General features: G+C 47.1%; 31 protein-coding genes and 1 tRNA gene. 2 read left to right on the top strand and 30 right to left on the bottom strand.

What is annotated here, in order from left to right; genetic code table 11:
- Nucleotides 1–198 precede the first annotated feature (198 nt).
- The 16 genes from aroH to ACFYU8_RS01510 form a co-directional block, all read right to left on the bottom strand.
- Nucleotides 199–576 carry a chorismate mutase gene (gene aroH, locus ACFYU8_RS01585; protein WP_106837520.1) on the bottom strand — a complete coding sequence of 126 codons (378 nt, stop codon included), beginning with the start codon at nucleotides 574–576 and terminating at the stop codon, nucleotides 199–201.
- 2 nt (nucleotides 577–578) lie between these two features.
- On the bottom strand, nucleotides 579–1679 hold the full coding sequence (gene aroB, locus ACFYU8_RS01580) for a 3-dehydroquinate synthase (RefSeq protein ID WP_390296461.1): 1101 nt from the start codon (nucleotides 1677–1679) through the stop codon (nucleotides 579–581).
- The gene (gene aroC / locus ACFYU8_RS01575; RefSeq protein WP_390296463.1) at nucleotides 1679–2842 is read right to left on the bottom strand and encodes a chorismate synthase; all 1164 of its coding nucleotides are present in this window, start codon (nucleotides 2840–2842) and stop codon (nucleotides 1679–1681) included. Before aroC ends, aroB begins: the two co-directional genes overlap by 1 nt.
- Nucleotides 2843–3070: 228 nt before the next feature.
- Entirely contained in the window at nucleotides 3071–3229 is a 159-nt protein-coding gene (locus ACFYU8_RS01570) for a hypothetical protein (RefSeq protein WP_173609508.1), read from the bottom strand.
- Nucleotides 3230–3305: 76 nt separating this feature from the next.
- Nucleotides 3306–4079: a CheR family methyltransferase gene (locus ACFYU8_RS01565; protein ID WP_390296465.1), complete on the bottom strand. Its 774-nt coding sequence runs from the start codon at nucleotides 4077–4079 to the stop codon at nucleotides 3306–3308.
- A gap of 128 nt (nucleotides 4080–4207) precedes the next feature.
- Nucleotides 4208–4651: a nucleoside-diphosphate kinase gene (ndk, locus tag ACFYU8_RS01560; protein WP_144616049.1), complete on the bottom strand. Its 444-nt coding sequence runs from the start codon at nucleotides 4649–4651 to the stop codon at nucleotides 4208–4210.
- 104 nt (nucleotides 4652–4755) lie between these two features.
- Nucleotides 4756–5721: a polyprenyl synthetase family protein gene (locus ACFYU8_RS01555; protein ID WP_390296467.1), complete on the bottom strand. Its 966-nt coding sequence runs from the start codon at nucleotides 5719–5721 to the stop codon at nucleotides 4756–4758.
- A 9-nt stretch (nucleotides 5722–5730) separates the two neighbouring features.
- Entirely contained in the window at nucleotides 5731–6594 is an 864-nt protein-coding gene (locus ACFYU8_RS01550; RefSeq protein WP_390296469.1) for a menaquinone biosynthesis protein, read from the bottom strand.
- 4 nt (nucleotides 6595–6598) lie between these two features.
- Complete coding sequence (locus tag ACFYU8_RS01545) at nucleotides 6599–7195, bottom strand: UbiX family flavin prenyltransferase (RefSeq protein ID WP_017248115.1); 597 nt, start codon at nucleotides 7193–7195, stop codon at nucleotides 6599–6601.
- Nucleotides 7192–8061, bottom strand: coding sequence for a UbiA-like polyprenyltransferase (locus ACFYU8_RS01540; protein WP_390296471.1), 870 nt, complete (start codon nucleotides 8059–8061; stop codon nucleotides 7192–7194). The genes ACFYU8_RS01545 and ACFYU8_RS01540 overlap by 4 nt, the downstream gene beginning before the upstream one ends.
- A gap of 78 nt (nucleotides 8062–8139) precedes the next feature.
- Nucleotides 8140–8859, bottom strand: a complete 720-nt coding sequence (locus tag ACFYU8_RS01535) for a demethylmenaquinone methyltransferase (RefSeq protein ID WP_390296473.1) — start codon at nucleotides 8857–8859, stop codon at nucleotides 8140–8142.
- A gap of 4 nt (nucleotides 8860–8863) precedes the next feature.
- Nucleotides 8864–9700 carry a heptaprenyl diphosphate synthase component 1 gene (locus ACFYU8_RS01530; RefSeq protein ID WP_390296475.1) on the bottom strand — a complete coding sequence of 279 codons (837 nt, stop codon included), beginning with the start codon at nucleotides 9698–9700 and terminating at the stop codon, nucleotides 8864–8866.
- A gap of 125 nt (nucleotides 9701–9825) precedes the next feature.
- Nucleotides 9826–10341, bottom strand: coding sequence for a hypothetical protein (locus ACFYU8_RS01525; RefSeq protein WP_390296477.1), 516 nt, complete (start codon nucleotides 10339–10341; stop codon nucleotides 9826–9828).
- 76 nt (nucleotides 10342–10417) lie between these two features.
- Nucleotides 10418–10648 carry a trp RNA-binding attenuation protein MtrB gene (mtrB, locus tag ACFYU8_RS01520; protein WP_390296479.1) on the bottom strand — a complete coding sequence of 77 codons (231 nt, stop codon included), beginning with the start codon at nucleotides 10646–10648 and terminating at the stop codon, nucleotides 10418–10420.
- A 37-nt stretch (nucleotides 10649–10685) separates the two neighbouring features.
- Nucleotides 10686–11357, bottom strand: a complete 672-nt coding sequence (locus ACFYU8_RS01515; RefSeq protein ID WP_390296481.1) for a lytic transglycosylase domain-containing protein — start codon at nucleotides 11355–11357, stop codon at nucleotides 10686–10688.
- A gap of 152 nt (nucleotides 11358–11509) precedes the next feature.
- Nucleotides 11510–11586, bottom strand: a tRNA-Pro gene (locus ACFYU8_RS01510).
- 290 nt (nucleotides 11587–11876) lie between these two features.
- Here ACFYU8_RS01510 and ACFYU8_RS01505 point away from each other — a divergent pair.
- Entirely contained in the window at nucleotides 11877–12344 is a 468-nt protein-coding gene (locus tag ACFYU8_RS01505; RefSeq protein ID WP_390296483.1) for a hypothetical protein, read from the top strand.
- A 33-nt stretch (nucleotides 12345–12377) separates the two neighbouring features.
- Here ACFYU8_RS01505 and folE read toward each other — a convergent pair whose 3' ends face one another.
- The 7 genes from folE to ACFYU8_RS01470 all read right to left on the bottom strand — a co-directional run bounded on the left by folE (nucleotide 12378) and on the right by ACFYU8_RS01470 (nucleotide 16957).
- Nucleotides 12378–12944: a GTP cyclohydrolase I FolE gene (gene folE / locus ACFYU8_RS01500; protein ID WP_390297370.1), complete on the bottom strand. Its 567-nt coding sequence runs from the start codon at nucleotides 12942–12944 to the stop codon at nucleotides 12378–12380.
- A gap of 236 nt (nucleotides 12945–13180) precedes the next feature.
- Complete coding sequence (locus ACFYU8_RS01495; protein ID WP_005831316.1) at nucleotides 13181–13453, bottom strand: HU family DNA-binding protein; 273 nt, start codon at nucleotides 13451–13453, stop codon at nucleotides 13181–13183.
- 237 nt (nucleotides 13454–13690) lie between these two features.
- Nucleotides 13691–15169, bottom strand: a complete 1479-nt coding sequence (gene spoIVA / locus ACFYU8_RS01490; protein WP_106837772.1) for a stage IV sporulation protein A — start codon at nucleotides 15167–15169, stop codon at nucleotides 13691–13693.
- A 181-nt stretch (nucleotides 15170–15350) separates the two neighbouring features.
- The gene (locus ACFYU8_RS01485) at nucleotides 15351–16079 is read right to left on the bottom strand and encodes a hypothetical protein (protein ID WP_390296485.1); all 729 of its coding nucleotides are present in this window, start codon (nucleotides 16077–16079) and stop codon (nucleotides 15351–15353) included.
- 16 nt (nucleotides 16080–16095) lie between these two features.
- Nucleotides 16096–16443, bottom strand: coding sequence for a 2Fe-2S iron-sulfur cluster-binding protein (locus tag ACFYU8_RS01480; protein WP_390296487.1), 348 nt, complete (start codon nucleotides 16441–16443; stop codon nucleotides 16096–16098).
- A gap of 16 nt (nucleotides 16444–16459) precedes the next feature.
- Nucleotides 16460–16756 (bottom strand): 2Fe-2S iron-sulfur cluster-binding protein, encoded by a 297-nt coding sequence (locus ACFYU8_RS01475; RefSeq protein ID WP_390296489.1) that lies wholly within the window; start codon nucleotides 16754–16756, stop codon nucleotides 16460–16462.
- Nucleotides 16757–16768: 12 nt separating this feature from the next.
- The gene (locus ACFYU8_RS01470; RefSeq protein ID WP_106837536.1) at nucleotides 16769–16957 is read right to left on the bottom strand and encodes a DUF2768 family protein; all 189 of its coding nucleotides are present in this window, start codon (nucleotides 16955–16957) and stop codon (nucleotides 16769–16771) included.
- A 134-nt stretch (nucleotides 16958–17091) separates the two neighbouring features.
- Here ACFYU8_RS01470 and ACFYU8_RS01465 point away from each other — a divergent pair, with 134 nt between their 5' ends.
- Entirely contained in the window at nucleotides 17092–17565 is a 474-nt protein-coding gene (locus ACFYU8_RS01465) for a hypothetical protein (protein ID WP_390296491.1), read from the top strand.
- Nucleotides 17566–17685: 120 nt separating this feature from the next.
- Here the strand turns inward: ACFYU8_RS01465 and ACFYU8_RS01460 are convergent, their stop codons facing one another.
- From ACFYU8_RS01460 to ACFYU8_RS01430, 7 genes are all read right to left on the bottom strand, one after another.
- Nucleotides 17686–17952, bottom strand: a complete 267-nt coding sequence (locus ACFYU8_RS01460; protein WP_390296493.1) for a stage VI sporulation protein F — start codon at nucleotides 17950–17952, stop codon at nucleotides 17686–17688.
- Between the two features lie 78 nt (nucleotides 17953–18030).
- Nucleotides 18031–19059: an NAD(P)H-dependent glycerol-3-phosphate dehydrogenase gene (locus tag ACFYU8_RS01455; protein WP_390296495.1), complete on the bottom strand. Its 1029-nt coding sequence runs from the start codon at nucleotides 19057–19059 to the stop codon at nucleotides 18031–18033.
- Nucleotides 19060–19091: 32 nt separating this feature from the next.
- Nucleotides 19092–19694 (bottom strand): glycerol-3-phosphate 1-O-acyltransferase PlsY, encoded by a 603-nt coding sequence (plsY, locus tag ACFYU8_RS01450; protein ID WP_390296497.1) that lies wholly within the window; start codon nucleotides 19692–19694, stop codon nucleotides 19092–19094.
- Between the two features lie 15 nt (nucleotides 19695–19709).
- A complete protein-coding gene (gene der, locus ACFYU8_RS01445) occupies nucleotides 19710–21023 on the bottom strand; it encodes a ribosome biogenesis GTPase Der (RefSeq protein ID WP_390297373.1) in 1314 nt (437 codons plus the stop codon).
- A gap of 54 nt (nucleotides 21024–21077) precedes the next feature.
- The gene (locus ACFYU8_RS01440) at nucleotides 21078–21260 is read right to left on the bottom strand and encodes a capping complex subunit for YIEGIA (protein ID WP_007716498.1); all 183 of its coding nucleotides are present in this window, start codon (nucleotides 21258–21260) and stop codon (nucleotides 21078–21080) included.
- A 3-nt stretch (nucleotides 21261–21263) separates the two neighbouring features.
- Nucleotides 21264–22169: a YIEGIA family protein gene (locus ACFYU8_RS01435; RefSeq protein WP_390296499.1), complete on the bottom strand. Its 906-nt coding sequence runs from the start codon at nucleotides 22167–22169 to the stop codon at nucleotides 21264–21266.
- 7 nt (nucleotides 22170–22176) lie between these two features.
- Nucleotides 22177–22812, bottom strand: a complete 636-nt coding sequence (locus ACFYU8_RS01430; RefSeq protein ID WP_390296501.1) for a YphA family membrane protein — start codon at nucleotides 22810–22812, stop codon at nucleotides 22177–22179.
- Between the last annotated feature and the right edge of the window lie 52 nt (nucleotides 22813–22864).

The raw sequence follows: 22864 nt of genomic DNA, 5'->3' as shown, positions 1-22864 counted from the left end.
GAATTTTTTGTATACAAAAAAATCCAGACAAAGAGACCTGGATTGGGTGTCAATATGTACCCAGCCTTCTCTTCTCTCCTCGACCTAACTCATCTCAACTCTGCTCTACTCATTCTCTGCTCTCAGCCGGCTTTTGCTTATTACCGGAAAAACAAGGCGCTCTCGTTTCACTTATGGTAAAAGAGAGCGCCATAATTGTCAACCGCGATTTGTCAAATCCGGGCGTAGCTTGACTGCTTCACGCAAAAAGACGTGATGAATGTCTTTTGCTGTCTTGTCCGTATTCACATGCATCATGACACGGATACAAAGCGGCAAGCCACCCGGCACCGGGATTTCTCTTGCGCACATGAGCGGTACATATTGCCAAGCTTCTCCTTCAAGCAGGCGGGCCGCTTGAGCAGGGAAGGTCGCACAGAGGTCCTCTGTCGTCGTGATAATAATGCTGCCAATGTCTTCGGGATTTATTTCATTGTGGCTTACCATTTCCTCTAACAACCATTTGGTAGAGGAGACAATCTCTTCACGCGTATCGGCTTCCACCGTGACCGCGCCTCTGATTCCTCTCATTCCCATCCTTATCCCTCCACTTCTTCTCTCATGACTCCCAGTATGAGTTCTTCTTCTATATTTTTGACGACTTCAACCTGCCCGATTGCCCTCGGCAACACCAATGCCAGCTTTCCACCTACGGTCTTTTTGTCTCGTTTCATGGCTTCCAGCACAGCATCTGGAGAAAGGTTACCTGGCCACGCAGTTGGCAGATGGAACAATTCCAGCATCCGTTTCGTGCGATTGTATACACCTGTCTCGGCAAAACCAATACGTTCCGCTACCTTTGCTGCTAAGCACATCCCAATCGAGATGGCTTCTCCATGATTCAGAGTGGAGTAGGCAGAGAGCGCTTCAAACGCATGACCAAACGTATGACCCAAATTGAGCAATGCACGCTGCCCTTGCTCTGTCTCGTCTTGAGAAACAATAGCCGCTTTCACTGCGCAACCTTTTTCAATGGCTTTCCCTAATAATTCTGAATCGAGTTGCCATAGCAAATCAGCGTTGTCTTCCAGCCAATCGACAAAGGCAGCATCTGCGATGAGTCCGTGCTTCACAACCTCTGCAAATCCTGCTGCGACTTCACGCTTCGGTAAGCTGCGCAAAGCTTTCGTGTCGTAAATGACGACTTTTGGCTGATGGAAAGCACCAATGAGATTTTTTCCGAGCGGATGATTGATGGCTACTTTTCCACCAACCGAACTGTCGTGTGCGAGCAAGGTGGTCGGCATTTGAACGAAATCAATGCCGCGCATGTACGTGGCAGCCACAAATCCAGCCAAGTCTCCTACGACTCCACCACCGAGAGCCAATACAACAGACTTCCTGTCCAGTCCTGCTTCAATCGCCTCTGTCATCAAACGTTCGTAGACAGCCAGGCTCTTTGATTGTTCTCCAGCAGGGACGATTGCAGAGTGGGCCTGATACCCATTCTGCCGCAGAATATCGAGCAAAGGCTCCAAGTAATGAACGGCCACATTCTCATCTGTGATAATCATCAGCTTGCTAGTAGAAGCAATTCCTGCCTCTACTAGCAACGCTGCTGCCTGGTGCAAAAGACCGTCGCCAATCACAATCTGGTAGGAACGCTCCCCCAGCTCAACAGTCAGCTTCTCTACACTCATTAGAATTTCTCCGTGTACGCACGGTATTGACGTACGTTTTCTGCCATGTCGTCAAGAGAATCAGAAGGGAATTTTTCGCACATCGCATTCGCGATCTCCCACGCTACAACTGCCTCCGCAACCACACTTGCCGCTGGAACAGCACAACTGTCGGAACGCTCAATGCTCGCTGAGAATGGCTCTCTGGAGTCAATATCCACACTCATCAACGGTTTGTACAAGGTAGGGATCGGCTTCATAACACCGCGTACTACTACAGGCATTCCTGTCGTCATTCCGCCCTCGAGTCCACCTGCACGATTCGTTTTACGGCTGTAACCTGTTTCTTCGTTCCAAATAATCTCGTCATGAACTTGCGAGCCTTTCAGACCGGATGCCTCGAAACCGATACCGATTTCGACACCTTTGAAAGCCTGAATGCTCATAATCGCTTGTGCAAGACGTCCATCCAGCTTGCGGTCCCATTGCACATGGCTACCCAATCCAATCGGCACGCCTTCTACGATAACTTCTACGGTACCACCAAGGGAATCCCCGTCTTCTTTTGCTTTGTCAATCGCTGCCATCATCAGTGGCTCTGCTTCTTTGTCCAAGCAGCGTACTGGCGATTCTTCAGTGCGCGCAATCAGCTCGTCCAGACTCACTTCTTGTCGCTTCGCCACGATCTCATTGATCTGGAGTACCTGTCCACCAATACGGATACCAAATGCAGCCAGCAATTGACGGGCTACTGCACCAACAGCTACGCGAACAGTAGTCTCACGAGCACTGGAGCGTTCTAGAATATTGCGCATATCGCGTTGGTGATACTTAATAGCCCCGTTTAAATCAGCATGTCCAGGGCGTGGACGGGAAACCCGACGCTTTTCTTCAGCGCCTTCCTCTACAGGCTCAGCACTCATGATTCCTTGCCAATGCGTCCAATCATTATTTTCAACGACCAGTGTGATAGGAGCTCCGGTTGTATATCCATGACGGACACCAGAAAGAATTTTCACCTGATCCTTTTCAATCTGCATTCTTCTGCCGCGACCATGGCCTTTCTGACGACGTGCCAACTGCTCATTAATTTCCTCAATGGAAATCGGCAAATTGCTCGGTACGCCCTCGATGATAGCTGTTAATTGCGGCCCGTGGGATTCCCCTGCTGTCAAGTAACGCATCTCTATCCTTCCTCCATCCTCCAGGCAGCCTTTACCCCCTACCGGTACTCTTTTCGGGGTGCTGTCCTTTATCACTTTTAAGCGCTATAATATCATACCTAGTACGCCGTGGAAATACAAAAGTGGCAAACGTCTGCGAAAAACCTTTTCTGCTTACAGGAAAACGCCCCTCCGTATAAGGAGAAGCGCTCTCTTTACGCTATCGCGAATGATTCAGGATTGACATACCTACACGTTGAAAAAAGGATTGGGGCTCAGCGGTTTTCGAGTGTGATCCACGCGTAACAAATCATCTAGTTGTGTCCTCTCCGCCCCTAATATCTGACCACATTCCTGCAACGTGATCAGCCCTCGACGGTATGCTTCGATGACCTTGTGTTTATCCATCTGCTGCCTCCTCTTGCAAAGTAGGTATTCCTAGTCTTGGAAAAAAACAGCAGAGATATACTAAGGCCAACATGAATCAACCCATTTTTCGATAGAAGAACGTATCCTCTGTTTCCAGTTGATACTGTTGCGGCTGAAAAATTTGCTCGGTGCTGCCTACAAAGAGAACCCCGCCTGGTTTCAGTGCCCGGCTAAACTTATGATACAGCTCATGCTTTGCTTCCTCGGTGAAGTAAATCATCACGTTCCGGCAAATAATCAAATCAAATTGAGAATCAAATGAGTCCGCCAATAAATTATGTTTTTTGAACGTCACTTTTCTCTTCACTTCGTCCGTTATGCGATAGCTGAGTGTATCCTTTTCAAAATACTTTGTTACGAGGTCTTTCGGACAATCTTGCAGGGAGCGGTCCGTATATACCCCTTGTTTCGCTTTTGCCAATGCTCCCTCATCAATATCGGAAGCAAGCACGGTCGCATCCATCTTCTTGCGTAGCAAAATCAGCGAGAGTGTGTACGGCTCCTCTCCTGTCGAGCATGCCGCACTCCAGCATTTCACCCGCGGCGATTGTTTTGCCAAACGTGGCAAAATTTTATTCTCGAGAACTTCCCATCGGCCTGGGTTACGGAAAAATTCCGATACGTTGATGGTCATCCTGTCGAGGAACTCATAGAAAAGCTCCTTGTCTTTCGCGATGGCATCGAAATACTGGGCAAATGTGTCGTACCCCCGCTTTTGTCTCAACGAGGTTAGACGGCGCTTCATCTGTGCTTCCTTGTAGAGGGCAAGATCAATTCCAGTCATTTTCTTAACGCTAGCAATAAATTGGAGAAAGTCCTTATCTTCCATGCTGAATCGTACCCCCTTTGAAAACTCCCTAACTTCATTCGCTATATTTCGTCATTATCCTATCTGTTTTGACAAAGATTTTGACAAAAAAAAGAAAACCCCCAAAAATGGGGTTTTCTTTATCATTCTTAGATCCAGCGTTGGATTGTTTTCTCGAAGGAGAGAACTTCTTCAGCGGAGAACCACAGGCCGATTTCACGCTCAGCGCTCTCAGGAGCGTCAGAACCGTGGATGATGTTCATGCCAACGGAAGTAGCGAAATCGCCACGGATTGTACCGGAAGCAGCGTCTACTGGGTTTGTTTTGCCCATCATAGCGCGAGCAGTTGTGATTACGTTGTTACCTTGCCATACCATAGCGAATACTGGTCCGGAAGTGATGAAGTCTACCAGTTCACCGAAGAACGGGCGCTCTTTGTGCTCTGCATAGTGTTCTTCAGCCAGTTCGCGGCTTACTGTCATCAGCTTAGCGCCTACGAGTTGGTAGCCTTTTTTCTCAAAACGGGATACGATTTCCCCGATCAGGTTGCGTTGTACGCCATCTGGTTTTACCATAAGGAATGTTTTTTCCATTGTAAGTATGCCTCCATTAGAGCTATGTATTGGTGCATAGGACACCAACGAAAATTTTATCAAAACTAGCGTGGTCAAGCAACAGGCAGAGCGTCAAAATATCATTAAAATTTGCGATCGATAATAAAATTGGCGATACCTGTCAGAGATGTCTTGGCTTGGTTATTAGGTAAATCTGCGAGAATGGCATGCGCACGGGCAATATAGCGTTCAGCGAGGCGCTGCGAAAAGGCAATGCCTTCATCTTCTCGCACCAAACGAATCGCTTCATCCGCATGATCCCAAAACGTATTTTGCGCGATCCATTCCTGGAATTGCAAACGTGCTTTTCCATGATGAGCCGAATAAAGCGCTGGCAACGTAATGTTTCCATGCACCAAATCGCTTCCAGCAGGCTTCCCTAACTGCTTCTCAGTCCCTGTAAAATCCAAGATGTCGTCGGTAATTTGAAAAGCCATCCCCACATTGTAGCCGTACCAGTACATTTTGCGAATCATCTCATCTGTCGCACCGCTTGCAACTGCTCCTAATTGACAGCTAATCGCAATTAATAGCGCAGTTTTTCGTTTGATTCTGCGCAAATACGTACGGAAGTTTTGGTCCCAGTTATTCAAATCTTTTACTTGCTGGATTTCTCCCTTGCAAACCTCGACGATTGCATTCGATAGAATTTGGTGCAATTGCGGGATGGGGAGTTGAGAGGCAATGGCCAAAGCTCGTGCAAAAATATAGTCGCCGGCGTACATGGCTACTTTGTTATCCCACTTCATCCGAACGGTATCTTTCCCGCGACGCTTATCCGCATCATCAATTACATCATCATGCACCAGGGAAGCCATATGGATCAGTTCGAGAGGAACAGCCACATGCTTTAGTTTTTTGACATCGTAATTGCCCCACTTACCGCCAAGCAAAACAAAAACGGGACGAATCCGCTTTCCTCCTGCCTTGAGCAAGTGAGTCGAAGATTGATGCAGCTCTCGAACCGGTGTATCAATTGCTTTTTCCAGCTCATCTTCTATGTATTGGACATCTTTTTTCATCTTGAAGTAAATATCGACTAGATTCATCCGTTCCACCTATCTCGTCAACGTAGTATTGGTCTGTCGGCCGCCAGCCTGCCACAGATCGACGGTTGCAGGTGCCGATAGAAGTCCCAGCTCCGCTGCGCATCGGTAATAGTACTCCAGTCCAATCCGCTGAACGTCACCGAAATCGTGCTGTAATCCTTGGAAATAGTGGATCCATTGCTCTTTCTCTCCACCGAAATGTGTGTGAACGTAGTCAATCAATGGGGCTGTATTCGCTCTTGTTTTCCTTTTGCTCTCTAAAAAGGATACATGGACTTCCGCAATCAAATCATGATGGTCGGCAATAACCGCTCGACGAAGAGCCCAAATGGCAAAGGTCATGGAATAGCCCGTAAACTGATGCCACAGCTCCCCTAAGTCATAGACATACAGGTCTTTGGCCGTTCGCTCAGCTGAAATAGCGTCATCCCCGATCAAGAGTGCTGCATCAGCATCCTCCAGCATTTCTTGCAAAATGGGTTCCTGTGTAACGTAAGAAATCTCATATTCGTAAAACTTATGGAGAATGATCTTTAAGAGGTTCACTGTGGTAGCCGATGTGTTGGTTAAAGCTATTTTGGCACCGTTTAATTGTTCAATCGGCTTTTTGCTGAACAAGAAAAGGGAGCCTACTCTCCCCTTGGCACTGACAGACAGATCTGCCAATGCCACGTATTCGGAGGCATGCTCTGCATAGCTAAACGAAGAAATCGGTCCCAAGTCAATCTCGCCATTCGCCATTGCAGAGTTTAACTGCGCAGGAACTTGGCGGATGAATTCGATTCGGTCTTCGAATTTCGCCTGATCAAAATAGAAGTAAACCGGCAATACATTGGTATACAAAATTTGTCCAACACGCAAAGACTTTTGCATGCGTTTATTCCCCCCAACGCCGGAACAGCGAATGTGGTACATCAATTGCATCCAAAGTTTTCCCTACAACAAAATTGATCAGATCATCCATGGTTTGCGGTTTCTGATAGTAGCCTGGCATGGCAGGCAGAATCTTGACTCCCAGGCGGCTTAATTTGAGCATGTTCTCGAGCTGAATCGCATTGAGCGGCGTCTCTCTCGGAACGATGACCAAGCGCCGACCTTCCTTGATCATGACATCAGCAACACGCTCCAGCAAATTACCTGACGCGCCATGTGCGATGCCAGAAACAGTCCCCATCGAGCACGGTACTACGATCATACCGTCACAACGATAGGAACCACTGGCTGCGGGACAATTGAAATCTCGCAGTCCCCAATAATGTAGCTCACCCGAAAAGTCTTGTTGCAGCTTCTCCTGCAATAGAGCTTCTCTGTCATCCGTGTGCCAATCCAGTTCATCACGAAATACTTGCCAGCCTGCTTCTGTAATCATTAAGTGAACAATATGTCCAGCACGTAAAAGCTCCTGGACGACTCGAACACCATAGATAGCACCACTTGCACCAGTTATCCCGACAGCCCACTTTTGCTTGTTCATGCAATCACCAAATCAATCATCGTAAAAGTAAACATCACGACACTCAAGATGCCGTTCATATTGAAGAATGCCATATCCAGCTTGGACAGATCTGTCGGCTTCACCAACGTATGCTCATAGATCAAAATTGCACCCGAAATGAGCACACCTACCAGGAACCAAATAGACAAGTCTGCAACTACATACAGGGACATCAGGCCAACGAAAGTAAGAACGTGGCACACGCGGGCGATCAGAAGTGCATTGGCAATTCCGAAGCGGCTCGGCATTGAATGTAGCCCTTCTTTTCGGTCAAACTCAGCGTCCTGGCACGCATAAATGATATCAAATCCCGCTGTCCAGAACATAACGGATGCGAACAATAGAAGGCCGACGCCATCTACTTGCCCCGTTGTAGCTACCCAGCCACCCAACGGACCAAACCCGAGGGAAACCCCGAGAACAAAGTGGCAAAGCCAAGTAAAGCGTTTCGTATAGGAATAAAGCACGAGCACAAACACAGCAAGCGGCAACAACTTCACAGCCAAATCATTTAACTGGAATGCAGCAATGAACAACACCGCAAATGACACCACGATAAACAAAATGACTTCCACAATCGAAATGAGGCCAGCAGGAATCGCTCGTGTGACCGTCCGAGGATTTTTCGCATCAATAACCCGGTCGATGACTCGGTTTAAAGACATCGCTGCACTTCGAGCGCCCACCATAGCTACCGTCACCCAAAAAATTTCTGACCAGGTAGGCCATGCATTCTCTACCACTATACTTCCCAAAACAGCTCCCATAAAAGCAAAAGGCAAGGCAAAAAGGGAATGCTCGAATTTAATCATTTCCAAGATGATTTTCAATTTACGTAGACCCATCTATGACACTTCCTATCTAGTGAAGAAATACCGGTTTACTCCCCATATACACGTTTTAGCGCCATCGCATACGTCAAGCTATGGCTTGGTGCCAATATGCAAGGCTGATACGCCGCCCATAAACAATTTGACCTGAACCGGGTCCAAGCCTGCTTTCTGAAACATGCTTGCCAGCTCGCGACTGTCCGGGAAATTGGTCAGGGAATGCGGCAGCCATGCGTACTCTTCGTACTTGTTGACTGTCAGCTTTGCGATCAATGGCAAGATTTTATAGAAATATAAGTAAAATAGCTTCCGGTACGGAATGAATGGGGGCTTGGACACTTCCAGAGAAACGACTTTACCGCCCGGCTTCACGACACGCGCCATTTCATTCAAGACCTGCTGAACATCCGGTACATTGCGCAGGGCAAACCCGATCGTCACGAAGTCGAATGTATGATCCTCGTATGGCAGATTCATTGCATCTGCGTTCACGAGTTTTACGTTGTTACCAACACCTGCGTTCGCCACTTTATATGCCCCTACATCCAGCATATTCTGGCTGAAATCAAGACCAACAACACTGCCTTCTTTTCCAACTGCCTTAGCCAATGCAATGGTCCAGTCTGCTGTACCACAAGCAACATCCAGCGCCGTATGCCCTGGCTGGATATTCATCTGCTTCATCGTGTAATTACGCCAAGCAATATGACTGCCAAAGCTGATTACATTATTCATTTTGTCGTAATCGTCTGCAATGCTCTCGAAAACGGAGTGAACGTACTCTGCTTTCTCATTCATCTGTGTCTGGTTCACTTGGCTACATCTCCTCAATTACCTTCTTCAAGCGACTGATCCGATGGGAGTACCGTGCCGTAATGGATGCAAGCATGTTACGTGTCTCTGCAGGATGCAGCGTACGCACCATTTGCTCACATAAACCGATCAATTCCATGGCTTTCCCCTCAACGCCAGACAAAACTTGCGCGAGTGTAGCCCCAGGTTTTTGCAACAAAAAACGGGCAAAACCAAAAGGGACTTGTTCTTGCCATTTGAGCTGCTCCCACTCTCCGATCACACTCTCTACCTTGGCTGTTTCCTTCATCAGATCGCTCCAGAAGCAACGGCGATCAGCCGAATCGGCGTACTCCTCTACAACAGCCACGTATAAGCCCGTATCAATCGTATTTCGCAGTTCCCAGTACTCTTCATCTGATAAACTCTTGCTGTCTCGCCCCGCGATATAGAGTCTCATCTTCGCTTCGTTGACTCGCTGAATTGCTGCTGACAACACTTGAATGGCTTGGATTTCACCCGCTGAAGCGAGAAGGTGATAGTAGCGACTGCTGTAATAATCACCCGCAAGTACGGTCAGCTGCCTGTTTCGCTCCGCGCTCTGTGAGGAATCGTACTCATTTTTCACGAGCTCATGCGTGTCGAGTCCCAATTGGACAAGGCCTGTTGCAGTACATAAAACCGAAGCCTTTTCCTTCGGCATGTCTTGTTCCAGCAAAAAAAGGTACAACAGCTCTAGACGATTTTCCGCCATGGAAGGAACGTCAACATAATGTTCTACATAGGAATGGGTGATTCTCTTGTAGATTTGTTCGATAATGGACCGAACTTCTTCTACATTCGGGGAAAATTCTTTGCTCATGCGTCCTCCTCCACAAGCTGCACAACCTATAGATGTCTGCCTGTTCCGTACTGTTCCTTACTCTTCGATCTTGCTCTACCGTCCGGTCAAAAGGCCGTCTCTACTATCATACCATACTTCTTCCATCAGGGACTAATTCGCTCATAAAAATACGGCTCGATCCGAATAGGAAATGTACTGCTTACAAAGGTCTGGATATCCGAAGGGTCGGTTAAAGGTTTGTCATGTCCTACGAGATTTCCCGTTGTCGATTGTATGGCAATCAATAATCTCGATTCTTTTGGTGGATCCGTCTCTTCTAACAAGCGATAGTACACGGGCCCGACATTGTCTGCATAGGTACGCAAGTCGTATGTCAAACGGTAAAAATCTTGATAGACGGTGTTTAACTCTACTTTTTCGGCAGGTTTCACTACAAAATCGACATAGATCGATGGGTTTTCCCATTTTATACGCTTAATATTATAATGCGTCGACATCCTTGTAAACAAATCAAGGGCATTTTGCTCGCTTAAGTGAATGGCACGCGCTGACTGAAACGTCGGTATATCCGCTTGCATCCACTGATTTGTGGGAACGAGCGACAGCATCAGAGCCAAGAAAGTGGAAACAGCAATCGCCATCAACAATTGACGCGGCATAGACATCCCTCCTCTCCTCCATTGTACAAACAAAAAAAGCAGGCTATGCCTGCTTCTTAGCAAAACGACTTGCTCTTTAATCGGTCGTATCCACGACGCCATGCTGCGAGTAAATCACTGCTTTTCCTCGCACCTTAATCGCAGAGGTGTGCTCCGTAAATTGAAAAATCATGACTTCGCCTTTGTCAAGCTTCTCTGTATGATGAAAACGCGTATCAGTGCCTCTTGTTAACCCGATCACATGAACGCCATTTTCCTTCGCTTTGACTACGAAATAATCCTGGTTAAAACCCGATGGTTGTGCCAATATGTTTCCTCCTGACCAATACGGTATGCGCCTACGTCTAGTATGATGCCCCTTCTGACTCCAGTCGGCTCGTGATCTTGTCTACATAGCGCTGTGTCTCTTGTGGCAATTGGTCAAACTTCGCTTCAAGCTGTTCATCACTGCTGATTCCCAGACGACTCATCCGACCTGGCCCAGCATTGTAAGCAGCAAGTGCTACTTTCACATCTCCATCATAACGATCCAGAAGTGTCTTCAAATATTTTGTTCCACCTTCAAGGTTTTCATCAGGGTCATATACATTGCGGACTTGCATGGCTTTTGCCGTATTGTCCATCAGCTGCATCAAGCCCTTCGCCCCTGCGTGAGATTCTACATTCGGATTGAAATTGGATTCGGCCCTGACGACCTCTCTCACCAGATCAACGTCCACTCCAATCGCTTTCGCTGTCTGATCAATCTTGTCCAAGATTTCCGCTGTAGGAACAGACGCGCCTTTTGCAAAAGACAGGGACTGCTCATTTTGAATATGGGCAGGAATCCTCCAGCTCCGTGAACCATCTAGCTTGGCCAAAATCTCCTGCGAACTGATAACCCGCTGGCCGGTTGTTGCTAACTGGGACTGCAGGATGTCCGAGAAGAGCCCTTCGTCTCCATACGAAAGCGAAGTGGCATCATTGGTTTGCGGCAATGTTTGCAAATATGGTTGAAGTGATACAGGCACCTTCATAGCATTGAACAACCCTTCCCTAGCTTGTCTACCTATCATTATAAAAAAGAAAGATCAGGAAGCCAATAGCAAAATGGAACTACTTGGGAGAGTAAAAAATCTCACACAAAAAAAGAAGCCTAAGCTACAGGCTTCTGTTCGTTATATGCGTATGGTCGGAATGCAGGGATTCGAACCCTGGACCTCACCCACCCCAAGGGTGCGCGCTACCGGGCTGCGCCACATCCCGACGTTTTCACGTTTGTCGTGAAAATGTTACTCCCTACTTACGTTTTTGATTATACAATACTGCCGCTCACCCTTGCAAGATAAAAGAACTAATATCTTCCATCTTTTTTCATCCCGTTGAATATTTTATAAGAGAATGAAGATTCATTTTCAAAACCAAATCATGTTTCCTTACGTGTCATTCTCATTCCCATCAATTTGTACGAGAGCCGCATGTCAATTACCGTTCCAGCGTGAGACAACCTCAAATATGATGTTAGGAATAACAGAAGTGAAGGAGGTGATTATTAATTGAGTGACAAGAAGCGTTGTTCTCTCTGTAAATCAAAGCCTTGTTGTTGTCCAATCAAAAATGAATATAACAACCAAAACAAGGTCACGAATACGTTTAAACCAACGATCAATATAATCAGCCCTGCTAGTCAACTATTTTCAGCATTCAGAGCCGTCAATCAAACTACTACACAACGTGTGGGACCTGCTGATCTGACGACAATTGAATATCCAGATGAATTATTTGATTTAAACAATGAGTATAATCCGAGCACATCGGCCTTTACTCCAAAACAGGATGGTGTGTATTTGGTCATAGCAAGCCTTGGTTTTCTCTCTGATGTTCCCACAAATTATAGTGTTCGAATATTTATCGGAATAAACGGGACGATCTCGCTCCCTTTCACATCCGTTATCAGCCACTCTCTAAATAAAAACACCTCTCCCCGAATGATTTTTCCGAATGAGAAGTGTTGTATTTTGTAGGCTTTAACTTTCTCAGCTATGCATATGCGTTTGCTAAGAGCGAATCAAACTAAATACTTCTGCACGGGCAGCTGCATCTTTCTCAAACATCCCGCGAACAGCAGAGGTGATCGTTTTCGAGCCTGGCTTTTTCACACCACGCATCGTCATGCACATATGCTCTGCTTCTACAACCACAACCACGCCATGCGGATCGAGCTTGCGCATAATCGCGTCAGCTACTGTTGCTGTAATTCGTTCCTGCAACTGCGGACGTTTTGCTACGGTATCAACCGCACGCGCCAGCTTGCTCAGTCCTACCACGCGGCCCCCACGCGGTACGTAAGCGACATGCGCTTTGCCGAAAAAGGGAACCAGGTGATGCTCACACATGGAGTAAAACGGAATGTCCTTCACTAAAACCATTTCCTCATGATCTTCGCTGAAGACAGTCTCGAAATACTTCTCTTCGTCTATATGCATGCCCTCGAATACTTCGGCGTACATTTTCGCAACTCGCTTAGGGGTATCTAGCACTCCTTCTCGATCAGGATTATCCCCTACTGCTTCTAGGATCATGCGAACAGCTTGTTGTATTTTATCCAAGTCGACGTTCATGATTGTACCTCCTATGTAACGGCATACGCCTTGTTTCTCATCACAAAAGTCTGCCTGCGCCAAGTTCCTGTCAGACTTAGTGCCTGCTCGCGATCAAAGCCAATCTTACCATATCGTTTAAAAAAAGACAAAAAGATATACCAGTATTTTCATAGGCAAACTGTATGTACACAGAAAAAAACCCACATTTTATCAATGTGGATTTTTTTATGTAAGTGCTTCGTTCTCAAAAGAAACAACTACTTGATGGAGTCTTTGAGTTGTTTACCTGGTTTAAACGCAGGTACTTTGCTGGAAGCGATTTCGATCTCTTCACCAGTTTGTGGGTTACGACCTTTACGAGCCGCACGTTCACGAACTTCGAAGTTACCAAAGCCGATCAGTTGGACTTTATCACCAGTTTTCAATGCATCTGCAATTGCGTCAAGAACTGCATCAACTGCTTTTGTTGCATCTTTCTTGGTGAGTTCTGTGGTTTCAGCCACTTTTGCAATCAGTTCTGTTTTGTTCATTATCTTCACCTCCCCTCAAAGAACACCAAGTCCTAGCTATTATTTTTCTTAACCGAAACGAAGCGTTTTATACACGATTGGTTGTTTTTACCGATCTGACAAGCTTATAGTAATACACCGATTTCTTAAATTCAAGCCCCTCCTGTCGAATTTGAACGAAATACAAGAAAAAAAGGCATCTCGTCATGTCAGATGCCTTCCCTATATTTGTTGTTTATAGGACTTTGGAACTATTTATTAGAGTATGATCGCAATCAGGCCACCCGATCCCTCATTGATAATTCGACCCAATGTCTCCTGTAATTTGTATCTGGCGTTGTCTGGCATCATGGTAATTTTTCCCTGAATACCCTCTCTTACGATGGAATGGAGCGAGCGTCCAAAAATATCGGAATTCCAGATGGAAAGCGGGTCTTTGTCAAAATCTTGCATGAGATAGCGGACAAGCTCCTCACTCTGCTTCTCTGTTCCGATAATCGGTGCGAATTCAGACTCGACATCCACCCGAATCATGTGAATAGACGGTGCTGTTGCTTTGAGTCTGACTCCAAAGCGCGGTCCCTGGCGGATGAGTTCAGGTTCGTCCAAGGTCATTTCATGCAAAGACGGGGCTGCTATACCGTAGCCCGTACTTCGGACCATGTGCAATGCTTCCGCTACCTGATCAAACTCGCGCTTGGCATGTGCGAATTCCTGCATGATTTTCAGCAAGTGATCCTTGCCATTTATCTCCACGCCGACAATTTCCATCAAGATGCGGTCATACAGTTCATCTGGCGCATAGAGGTCAATCTCTGCGATCCCTTGCCCCATGTGCATGCCAGCAAGAGAGGCTTTCTCTACAAAGTCATAGTCGTTGAAGAAGCCGACGACACGGTCCACATCGCGTAACCGGCGGATGTCCTGCACGGTCTCACGTACAGCTTCCTCGTAGTTCTGACGCAGCCAGTGCCCGTTTTCCAGCACCATTACCCAGCTCGGTAGATTGACATTTACTTCATGGACTGGGAATTCAAACAGTACTTCTCTCATGAGGAGCAAGATTTCCTGCTCTGTCATATGATCGACCGACAAAGCAACGACTGGTACATCGTATTTTTCCTGGAGCTGTACGCGAAGGTTTTGTGCTTCGTCGGAGCGCGGACGCGTCGAGTTCACAACGATCACGAACGGTTTTCCAACTTCCTTCAGCTCGTTTACAACCCGCTCCTCTGCATCGATGTATCCTACACGCGGTATTTCCGCGATGCTGCCATCCGTTGTCACAACGATCCCGATGGTTGAGTGTTCCTGGATAACCTTGCGTGTCCCGACTTCGGCCGCTTCCTCAAATGGTACAGGCTCTTCATACCAAGGCGTATTTACCATCCTTGGGCCATTGTCGTCTTCAAAGCCCTTTGCCCCTTGTACCGTATAGCCAACGCAGTCAACGAGGCGGACATTGATGCTGAGTCCTTCTGTCACATGTACGTTAACGGCCTGGTTCGGAACAAATTTGGGTTCGGTTGTCATGATTGTTCGTCCTGAAGCGCTCTGCGGCAACTCGTCTGTAGCTCGAATCCGCTCCGCTTCAGAGTTGATATTCGGGATTACAACTTGCTCCATAAACCGTTTGATAAAGGTCGACTTTCCCGTACGAACAGGGCCTACCACTCCGAGGTAGATGTCTCCGCCCGTCCGTTCGGCAATGTCTTTAAAGATGTCGACTCGTTCCACGATCGATGACCTCCTTCTATTTGTCTATTTTTACACTATGACCGATTTTCCGAATTATCCCTGACCGCCAGTATTTTCGTAGGGAATCTCGTACTAGTTTTGTGGACAGTACAAATATATGTATTTTTGCGTTAACTAGAACCAAAAAAAACGACCCTGATGAGAGTCGTTTTTTACGAAGTTAATTTAGTTTGAGAAGCTTCGGTTCACCATTCACCATTTCATATGGAAACGATTTCGCGGGAACGAACATGGAATTGCGCGCCATTACGTACCGCGGGTCTGTTTTAGCTGGCACGGTTACTTTTGTATCCCGAAGCAATTGCGCGATATCCGAAGCATAATCGATTCCGACTTGTCCTTCAGCGTTCATGACCAGTGGCAATAAGTAAGTCCCCATCGTAGACGGCACCTGCCACGCTTTTAACCCGAGCCGGTCATGATCGATGGAATAGTATCCATTCCCCAAGTCAGCGAGTACAGGTAGCTTTTCGAAATGTCCCTTATAGCGGTCTACTTCGATCTGTACGTCTGCTACCGTACTGACAGCTGTCAAATGAATGAGCTTCACTGTCGGCTTTGTATCCACATCAATCAATACGTACTTGTATACGCCACCTTTTTCAAATGCGTTCCCAGGTACATCCGGCATGTATTTAGGGATCATTTTGCGGAAATCAATCTCGTATTTTTCAAAAATAGGAGTATCGAGGGATTTCGTTACGATCGGCAATACTGCTGTGTCTTTTTGGAATTGCTCAATCGCTTTTTGCGTTGCTTCTACAAAAAATGTACTAGGAATTTGATTCTCTGCCCTGCGCTCATCCGGATACAAGCAGCCAGATAAAAGGGAAGACAGAATCGTCAAACTGATCAAAAGCTTGAACGATTTTCGCCACGATTGCCACATCTTATGTACACACCTCTTACATTCCATCTTCATTTTCTTTGCGTTGTCGCTCGAGTGCAGCCGCTACCACTGATTTCAACTTACTTTCTGGAATCCTGACCGTACAATCCTTTTCCGTCGTTTTTGCCTGACAGGCCAAACGAATCCCATTATCCAGATCCTTTTCAGGCAGCTTGCGCTTTTCTAGCACCGTTGGCGGGCACAAGAGGCCATTCTCAACGACCACGCGGCACATCAGACAAGATGCGTGCCCACCGCATCTCTGCGGGATTACGATACGAGCTGACGAAGCTACGCTGACCAAGGTTTGCCCTGTCCGCGCCTTCACACTCTTCTTGCTCGGGAGAAAGGTTACTTTCCCCATTCCGTCACTTCCTTTACTAATAAGGCCGATGAGCCACCTTGACTGTTCCTGGTGAAACAATCTTCGTCTGGCAGCCTAATCTGTAGCCTTCTGCGCGTTCTGCCTTGCGCAATCGCAGTTTTTCTTCTGGTGTCACTTCGTTTAAGTACTCTGCCCCTTCCAAAACATGCGTACGGCATTGTGCACATACCCCTCTTTGGCAAGCATGACCCCACACAATGTTGTTCTTTTTGGCAAGAGCAACAATCGATTGATTCAACTCGATCGAGACTTCATGACTGCCTGCACGAGTAAGTAGTGTGATCGTTGACATCGATAATCCTCCCTAGACAAAAATCACAATTAAAATCATGACAAGCACGACGAGTAATAATAAGAATGCGAAGGTCTTCACAAGGAACCGCAAAAACGTATTGGTTATTTTTCTGGCAAAGATCATAATTAAATTGCAGACGAACATTAGCCCAATGGCAATCAAGGAAATGTTCATCTTTGTCATAGGATCAATATACATCGGGACTGCAGCATCCTTTGCATTTTTTGCTTTATTATACCATACTTCCCCCTCTTCGTCTGACGCTTGCGAACCTAATACTAGACATTCGCATAGACTATCGTGATGAATTCGCCCATTGGAGGGATGAAACGTTGAGTAATAAAGTAAATAATCGGAAATGGCGGAATCCTTACGCGCCTATACCCAGCAAAAAATTGAGCGACCAAGTCGAAAATGTCTCCCTTTCCATTACACCGAAAAAAATCCTGCCCGCGGTCGATTTGCGCACCTCCGTTACGAAAATGCGCCATAACATCAAAGGGATCGGCAGCACGATTCGGCAGGTAGAAGACACGATGGATTCGTTGTACGGGGCGATGGAGATGATTGAGAACCTCGGGAAACGCACACCTGAGCCTGAAGTCGTTGCCGAAAAGCCTGCTGGCAAACGCAAAGCTGCTCCAGAGCCACAAAAGGCAGCAGAAACACCCCAGGAATCAGGCTTAGGCAACCTGTTAGGCAATATAGATATCGGTCAATTACTCGGTCTCCTGCAATCGCCTTTGGTCCAGAACCTGATTACACAGGTTAGCGGCAACACCAAGGAACGAAAAAAAGAGGGATAAGATCCCTCTTTTTTTCTTGCAATCTGTAGGTCAGCCATGTCCCTGTAGAGCCATGATTGTTCCTAGTCTTACTGTATGACGGTTTTTGTTGCAGGTAACGGGCATAATCGCCCATTTCTCTTATTTGAGCAGCTTGGTCAAGGAGGACATGTCACCCAGATTGATTTCCTGATTGCGAAACATTTCAATGACCTTATCCTCCTTTTCAGGAGTTAATTGCTTGCCACTAAGGGTAGCGAGCGTGCGAATGATTTGACGCAGCTTGGTCTCGTCTTCAAAATCACTGCGCTTAACCTGACCGGCCAGTGAGCGAAGCTTTTCTTCATCGACATTTTCCGTTGCTTTTCCTTGCAAGCGCTCAAAAAGTCGTTTCGACATATTATTCATGTGAACTCTCCTCCTGCACATGGGCTTTCACCCTATCGTATGTGCAGAAGCCTAAATCGGTGATACTTCATTCATGACTTATTCCGCATCAGGATTGAGGTACGCCATCTCAAAGGTTTTTCCTCGCCCCATCAGTTCTTCCACGCCTTGACGAGCTTCTTTTCCTTCAAACAGCATTCCATACAGAACAGAAGTGATTGGCATTTCAACTTGCTCGCGTTGCGATAAGGAAAAGGCAGCATTCGTCGTGCGAACGCCTTCGACGACCATCCCCATCTGTGCTAGTACGTCATCGAGTTTTTTTCCTTGACCGAGCATATAGCCTGCACGCCAGTTTCGGCTGTGTTTACTTGTACAAGTGGCAATCAAATCGCCAACACCAGCCAGGCCTGAAAACGTAAGCGGCTTAGCACCAAGCTTAATGCCCAGACGGCTAATTTCCGCCAAGCCACGGGTCAACAAGGCTGCTTTGGCGTTGTCTCCATACCCTAAGCCATCAGACATCCCTGCACCAAGTGCAATGATGTTCTTCAGCGCTCCGGCGATCTCAGCGCCAATCAAATCCGGGTTGGTGTACACACGAAAATTCGTATTCATCAGCAAATCCTGAGAGCGGAGCATGCTTTCTTCCGATTCGGATGCCATCACAATTGTCGTTGGTTGCCGTTTGACTACTTCCTCGGCATGGCTAGGTCCTGACAACACAGCCAATCTGGACGCAATCTCTTTCGGCACCTCTTCCGCAATGACTTCTGACATTCGCTTCTGGCTTTCCAGTTCAAAGCCTTTTGTCGCATGGATCAAAAGTACATCCGGTTCTAAGTACGGAGCCACTTGCTGACAAATTTGACGCATGGCATGTGAAGGAACAACGAGAAGAACAATGCGCTTGCCAATGACTGCCTCTTGAATATTGGTCGTCGCCACAATGTTGGCAGAAAGCGTTTCTCCCGGCAGGTACTTCTCATTCACATGCTTCCTGTTTATTTCTTCTGCCAGCTTTTTATCCCGTACCCAAAGCGTAACCTGATGCCCGTTGTCCGCCAAGACTGTTGCAAGTGCCGTTCCCCAGCTGCCGGCCCCAATGACCGTAACATTTTGAACCAATACGTCCCCCTCCACTTTTCTCAGTACGTTCCCTATCCCAGCTTCCGGTTGGACTTGTCCCCTAGTTTCCGTTCGTTTCCTGAAAGAAGATTGCGGATATTATTAAAATGACGAATGTAAGCAAAGATTGCGATCGCCAAGCTCGCCCAAAAAAAGGAAATGGGTTTGTCCAACAAGTAAAGGGTAAATGGGATAACCGTTACGATAACCAATGATCCTAATGAAACAAAGCGAGTGATCGCAATGACCATGACAGCCAGCACTGCAGCGATCAAAAATGCCAAGGGAGAAAAACCTAGCACGACACCTAGCGTCGTCGCAATGCCTTTTCCCCCGCGGAATCCAAAATAGATCGGCCAATTGTGACCGGCGATAGCAAACAAGCCTGCCACTGCATACGCTGCCGGGTCCCCTGTCATCAGGTGAGTCAGTCCCATCGCAGCTATTCCTTTTAGTGCATCAAGAAGGAGAACGGCGATACCGGGGCCTTTTCCTAACACCCGAAGTGTATTGGTTGCACCGGCATTTCCGCTGCCATGAGAGCGAATGTCAATTCCTGCGACTTTTTTGGCGATAAGATAGCTAAAGCTAATAGAACCGATTAAATAGCTAATCACCCAGGATAATAACACCATGGCGTTTTTCTCTCCCTACGTTTTTTTCCGCGTCCAGATACGTACTGGCGTGCCTTCAAACACAAATGCTTCACGGATTTTGTTCTCTATGTAACGTTCATAGGAGAAGTGCATCAGTTCTGGATCGTTAACAAACAGAATGAACGTCGGTGGTTTCACCGTCGCTTGAGTCGTATAGTTGATTTTCAAGCGCTTTCCACGATCAGATGGTGGTGGGGTACGAATTGTCGCATCCGTTACCAAATCATTAAGGACAGAGGTAGGAACTCGCATCGCATGAGCTTGAGAAACCTCATTGACCTTTGGAAGAATCGTGTGAACACGTTGTTTTGATTTCGCAGAAACATACATGATCGGTGCGTAATGCAGATATTTAAACTCTTCGCGGATCAACTCAGTGAAGCGTTGCATCGTTTTGTCATCTTTTTCGACAGCATCCCATTTGTTGACGATAATGATTATACCGCGACCAGCCTCATGTGCATAACCTGCGATCTTCTTGTCCTGCTCGATTATTCCCTCTTCACCGTCAATGACAACAAGAACAACATCCGAATCTTCAATGGAACGCATCGCGCGCATTACACTGTATTTTTCCGTTGTTTCATACACCTTACCGCGCTTGCGCATACCTGCCGTATCCACGAGAATGTAGCTTTGGTCATCGCGTTCAAACGGCGTATCGATAGCGTCACGGGTCGTTCCGGCAACATCACTGACAATAACTCGCTCTTCACCAAGAATCGCATTTGTCAAGGAAGACTTCCCTACGTTTGGACGACCGATGATGGATACGCGAATGACATCTTCTTTTCTCTCCTCGTCATCCTCAGCAGGGAAATACTGAACCACGTCTTCCAGCATATCGCCCAAGCCAAGACCATGGCTACCCGAGACAGGGAATGGCTCGCCCAAGCCCAAGGAATAAAAGTCGTAAATATCCGCACGCATTTCCGGATTATCCGCTTTGTTCACCGCGAGTACGACAGGTTTTCCTGTCCGATTCAGCATCCGTGACAGTTCAATGTCCGCATCTGTCACACCTGTGCGGCTATCTACAATCATAATGATGACATCAGCTTCATCAATCGCGAGCTCTGCCTGGTAACGCATCTGTGTAAGAATCTCGTCGGTCTCGCCAAACTCAATTCCACCGGTATCAATCACATGGAAAGTATGCGTTAGCCATTCACCTTTCCCGTACAGGCGGTCACGGGTTACTCCCGGCATATCCTCCACGATCGCGACTCGTTGGCCAATCAATCTGTTAAAAATCGTGGACTTCCCCACGTTGGGTCTCCCCACAATGGCTACCACTGGTAATCCCATAATCAACAACACTCTCTCTCATTTTACGTTTTGACTAGCTAATCATACCATACACTACTTATGCCGAACAATGATAAGGGTATCGTCGCTCACTTCATGCACCATCGCGTCCAGTATCTTTTCCAAAGTAAAAGCGGTTTGCTGCATCTTCTCCGTAGTAGACTCGATAAAAATCGGGACACCACCCGCAATCCTGTCTCTGTTCGTCGTAATCACCGCCAAGATTAATCCTGTCATGACCTACAGCTCCTTTTTCACGATTCTAGTCTTCGTTGGCATTCGGAAGACGCTTTCGAGAATCGGGACTGCACGAATGACGGACGTTGCGCGTTCCAAATCTTTTTCTTGCGGCAATAAAAATACACCCAGTCTACCTGACTGTATATCACGTTTTACCAAGGGTGTTAGCGATGGCTCTCCCGTATCTGTATATACACCGAGCTGCGTCGCAACATCGTGCAGAATCGCTTGCCGCTGTCCTGGGTGGGCAATCGTGACTTTGGCATTGGCATCCCTCGGCGTCAGAATAAAACCCACACCTTGCTCACGTATGATCTCTTGGGCATCTGCCAATCCGACGTTCATAATGTAAATGTCGTTGACATACAAGTCTCTTCCTTCGACCCTTACTTCCCCCGGCTCGATTTCCGCAATCAGCGACAGCGTTTTTCCAGAGCGTAGCTTGCGAGAGATCATCAAGGCAATGACACCTGCAATGACTCCGCCCCACCAATGAAAAAGGATGGTAGCCGTCGTCGTCACCAAAGATGTAAACATGACCATGTAATTGCGCCCTTCAAACACCATTGCGATTCCTTCGATATAAGGGCCACCACGGGGCACCAGCTCCTGCTTATCGATCTCTGTTAGAGTAGTGCGTTCCATGTTCCTGACATCGCGGAATTGTTGAGCAGCCACCGTCAAAAATGTTACGGCTGTGTAATTCTCTTTAAGCAGGGCAGGAATCGCTAACGCTCCGAGCGCGGATGCGATCACCCCAAGTGAAACGTGAATGATTTTACCGTGTGGATAGGTTGGATATTGTCGATAATCTGTTCGCAAAAGATGAATCCGACACAAAATGCCGAATAGGAAACCCATAACTAAAGGAAAAACGTATTCATAAGCTAGCAATCCCTTCATCACCCTAGCGTCACCTGCCCGTATCGGAATGGGAAGACTCTGTTTCTGTTCTACCAAGGATACGACGAATCGCAGTCCAGACTATGCTGACGACAGCCCATAGAGAAATGCCACTCCACAGCAGATCTTGCGCATACTCCGATCCCCAATGACAGGAACCCGACAATTTCCAAAAATATAGCGAATGTATCGCATCGGCGAGTGGCATGGAGAGCGTGAGCTGAAACAGCTGTCCCAGATTTGTTCTGCTCATCAAAAAAATCGTACTTACTCCAACAGCGGGTACGATGATCCTTTCATCCCAAAACAGCAAGATCGGATCGGTAAAAAACAGCCATCGCAGCCAAAATAGCAAAAGGGCCGTTGCCAGCGCACTTAGCAAGTACAATCTGCGTATTTTGGACATGAGCTTGGTGTAAAGGACAATGCTTGCAATCAGTGGCAATATCGTTCCACTTAGACTAACTTGGATGGGGGCAAAATAAATTTCCCAGCTAACAAACGCGCAAATTAAAAACGCGCTAATCACTGCGAGCACTCGTTTACGCTCCATCTTCATGTTTCGCAGCTGCAAGTCAAAGCTTCCCATCCAGACAAGACACAACAATGACCACTGGATGAGGATCGCAACGGTTCCCTCGTTCATGTTCATCTCCTCAAAATGATGGTTGTCTCCCCCAAAAGTATGCCTCAACCAA

The organism is Brevibacillus sp. NPDC003359 (assembly GCF_042878995.1).
Classification (GTDB): domain Bacteria; phylum Bacillota; class Bacilli; order Brevibacillales; family Brevibacillaceae; genus Brevibacillus.
Note: the sequence above shows the minus strand (reverse complement) of the source record. Positions and strands in the feature narration are given on the sequence as shown.

Coding starts and splice junctions, on each gene's coding strand:
- ACFYU8_RS01515 (WP_390296481.1), bottom strand. CDS start 11,357: ATGAAGGTGCCTGTATCACTTCAACCATATTTGCAAACATTGCCGCAA.
- ACFYU8_RS01555 (WP_390296467.1), bottom strand. CDS start 5,721: ATGAATCTAGTCGATATTTACTTCAAGATGAAAAAAGATGTCCAATAC.
- ACFYU8_RS01440 (WP_007716498.1), bottom strand. CDS start 21,260: ATGACAGGATTAATCTTGGCGGTGATTACGACGAACAGAGACAGGATT.
- ACFYU8_RS01525 (WP_390296477.1), bottom strand. CDS start 10,341: ATGCCGCGTCAATTGTTGATGGCGATTGCTGTTTCCACTTTCTTGGCT.
- ACFYU8_RS01545 (WP_017248115.1), bottom strand. CDS start 7,195: ATGAACAAGCAAAAGTGGGCTGTCGGGATAACTGGTGCAAGTGGTGCT.
- ndk (WP_144616049.1), bottom strand. CDS start 4,651: ATGGAAAAAACATTCCTTATGGTAAAACCAGATGGCGTACAACGCAAC.
- ACFYU8_RS01495 (WP_005831316.1), bottom strand. CDS start 13,453: ATGAACAAAACAGAACTGATTGCAAAAGTGGCTGAAACCACAGAACTC.
- aroC (WP_390296463.1), bottom strand. CDS start 2,842: ATGCGTTACTTGACAGCAGGGGAATCCCACGGGCCGCAATTAACAGCT.
- plsY (WP_390296497.1), bottom strand. CDS start 19,694: ATGGTGTTATTATCCTGGGTGATTAGCTATTTAATCGGTTCTATTAGC.
- ACFYU8_RS01470 (WP_106837536.1), bottom strand. CDS start 16,957: ATGTATATTGATCCTATGACAAAGATGAACATTTCCTTGATTGCCATT.
- ACFYU8_RS01565 (WP_390296465.1), bottom strand. CDS start 4,079: ATGGAAGATAAGGACTTTCTCCAATTTATTGCTAGCGTTAAGAAAATG.
- ACFYU8_RS01540 (WP_390296471.1), bottom strand. CDS start 8,061: ATGGGTCTACGTAAATTGAAAATCATCTTGGAAATGATTAAATTCGAG.
- ACFYU8_RS01475 (WP_390296489.1), bottom strand. CDS start 16,756: ATGTCAACGATCACACTACTTACTCGTGCAGGCAGTCATGAAGTCTCG.
- ACFYU8_RS01530 (WP_390296475.1), bottom strand. CDS start 9,700: ATGAGCAAAGAATTTTCCCCGAATGTAGAAGAAGTTCGGTCCATTATC.
- ACFYU8_RS01485 (WP_390296485.1), bottom strand. CDS start 16,079: ATGTGGCAATCGTGGCGAAAATCGTTCAAGCTTTTGATCAGTTTGACG.
- ACFYU8_RS01460 (WP_390296493.1), bottom strand. CDS start 17,952: ATGAATAATATGTCGAAACGACTTTTTGAGCGCTTGCAAGGAAAAGCA.
- aroH (WP_106837520.1), bottom strand. CDS start 576: ATGGGAATGAGAGGAATCAGAGGCGCGGTCACGGTGGAAGCCGATACG.
- ACFYU8_RS01550 (WP_390296469.1), bottom strand. CDS start 6,594: ATGCAAAAGTCTTTGCGTGTTGGACAAATTTTGTATACCAATGTATTG.
- ACFYU8_RS01480 (WP_390296487.1), bottom strand. CDS start 16,443: ATGGGGAAAGTAACCTTTCTCCCGAGCAAGAAGAGTGTGAAGGCGCGG.
- der (WP_390297373.1), bottom strand. CDS start 21,023: ATGGGATTACCAGTGGTAGCCATTGTGGGGAGACCCAACGTGGGGAAG.
- aroB (WP_390296461.1), bottom strand. CDS start 1,679: ATGAGTGTAGAGAAGCTGACTGTTGAGCTGGGGGAGCGTTCCTACCAG.
- ACFYU8_RS01570 (WP_173609508.1), bottom strand. CDS start 3,229: ATGGATAAACACAAGGTCATCGAAGCATACCGTCGAGGGCTGATCACG.
- ACFYU8_RS01430 (WP_390296501.1), bottom strand. CDS start 22,812: ATGAACGAGGGAACCGTTGCGATCCTCATCCAGTGGTCATTGTTGTGT.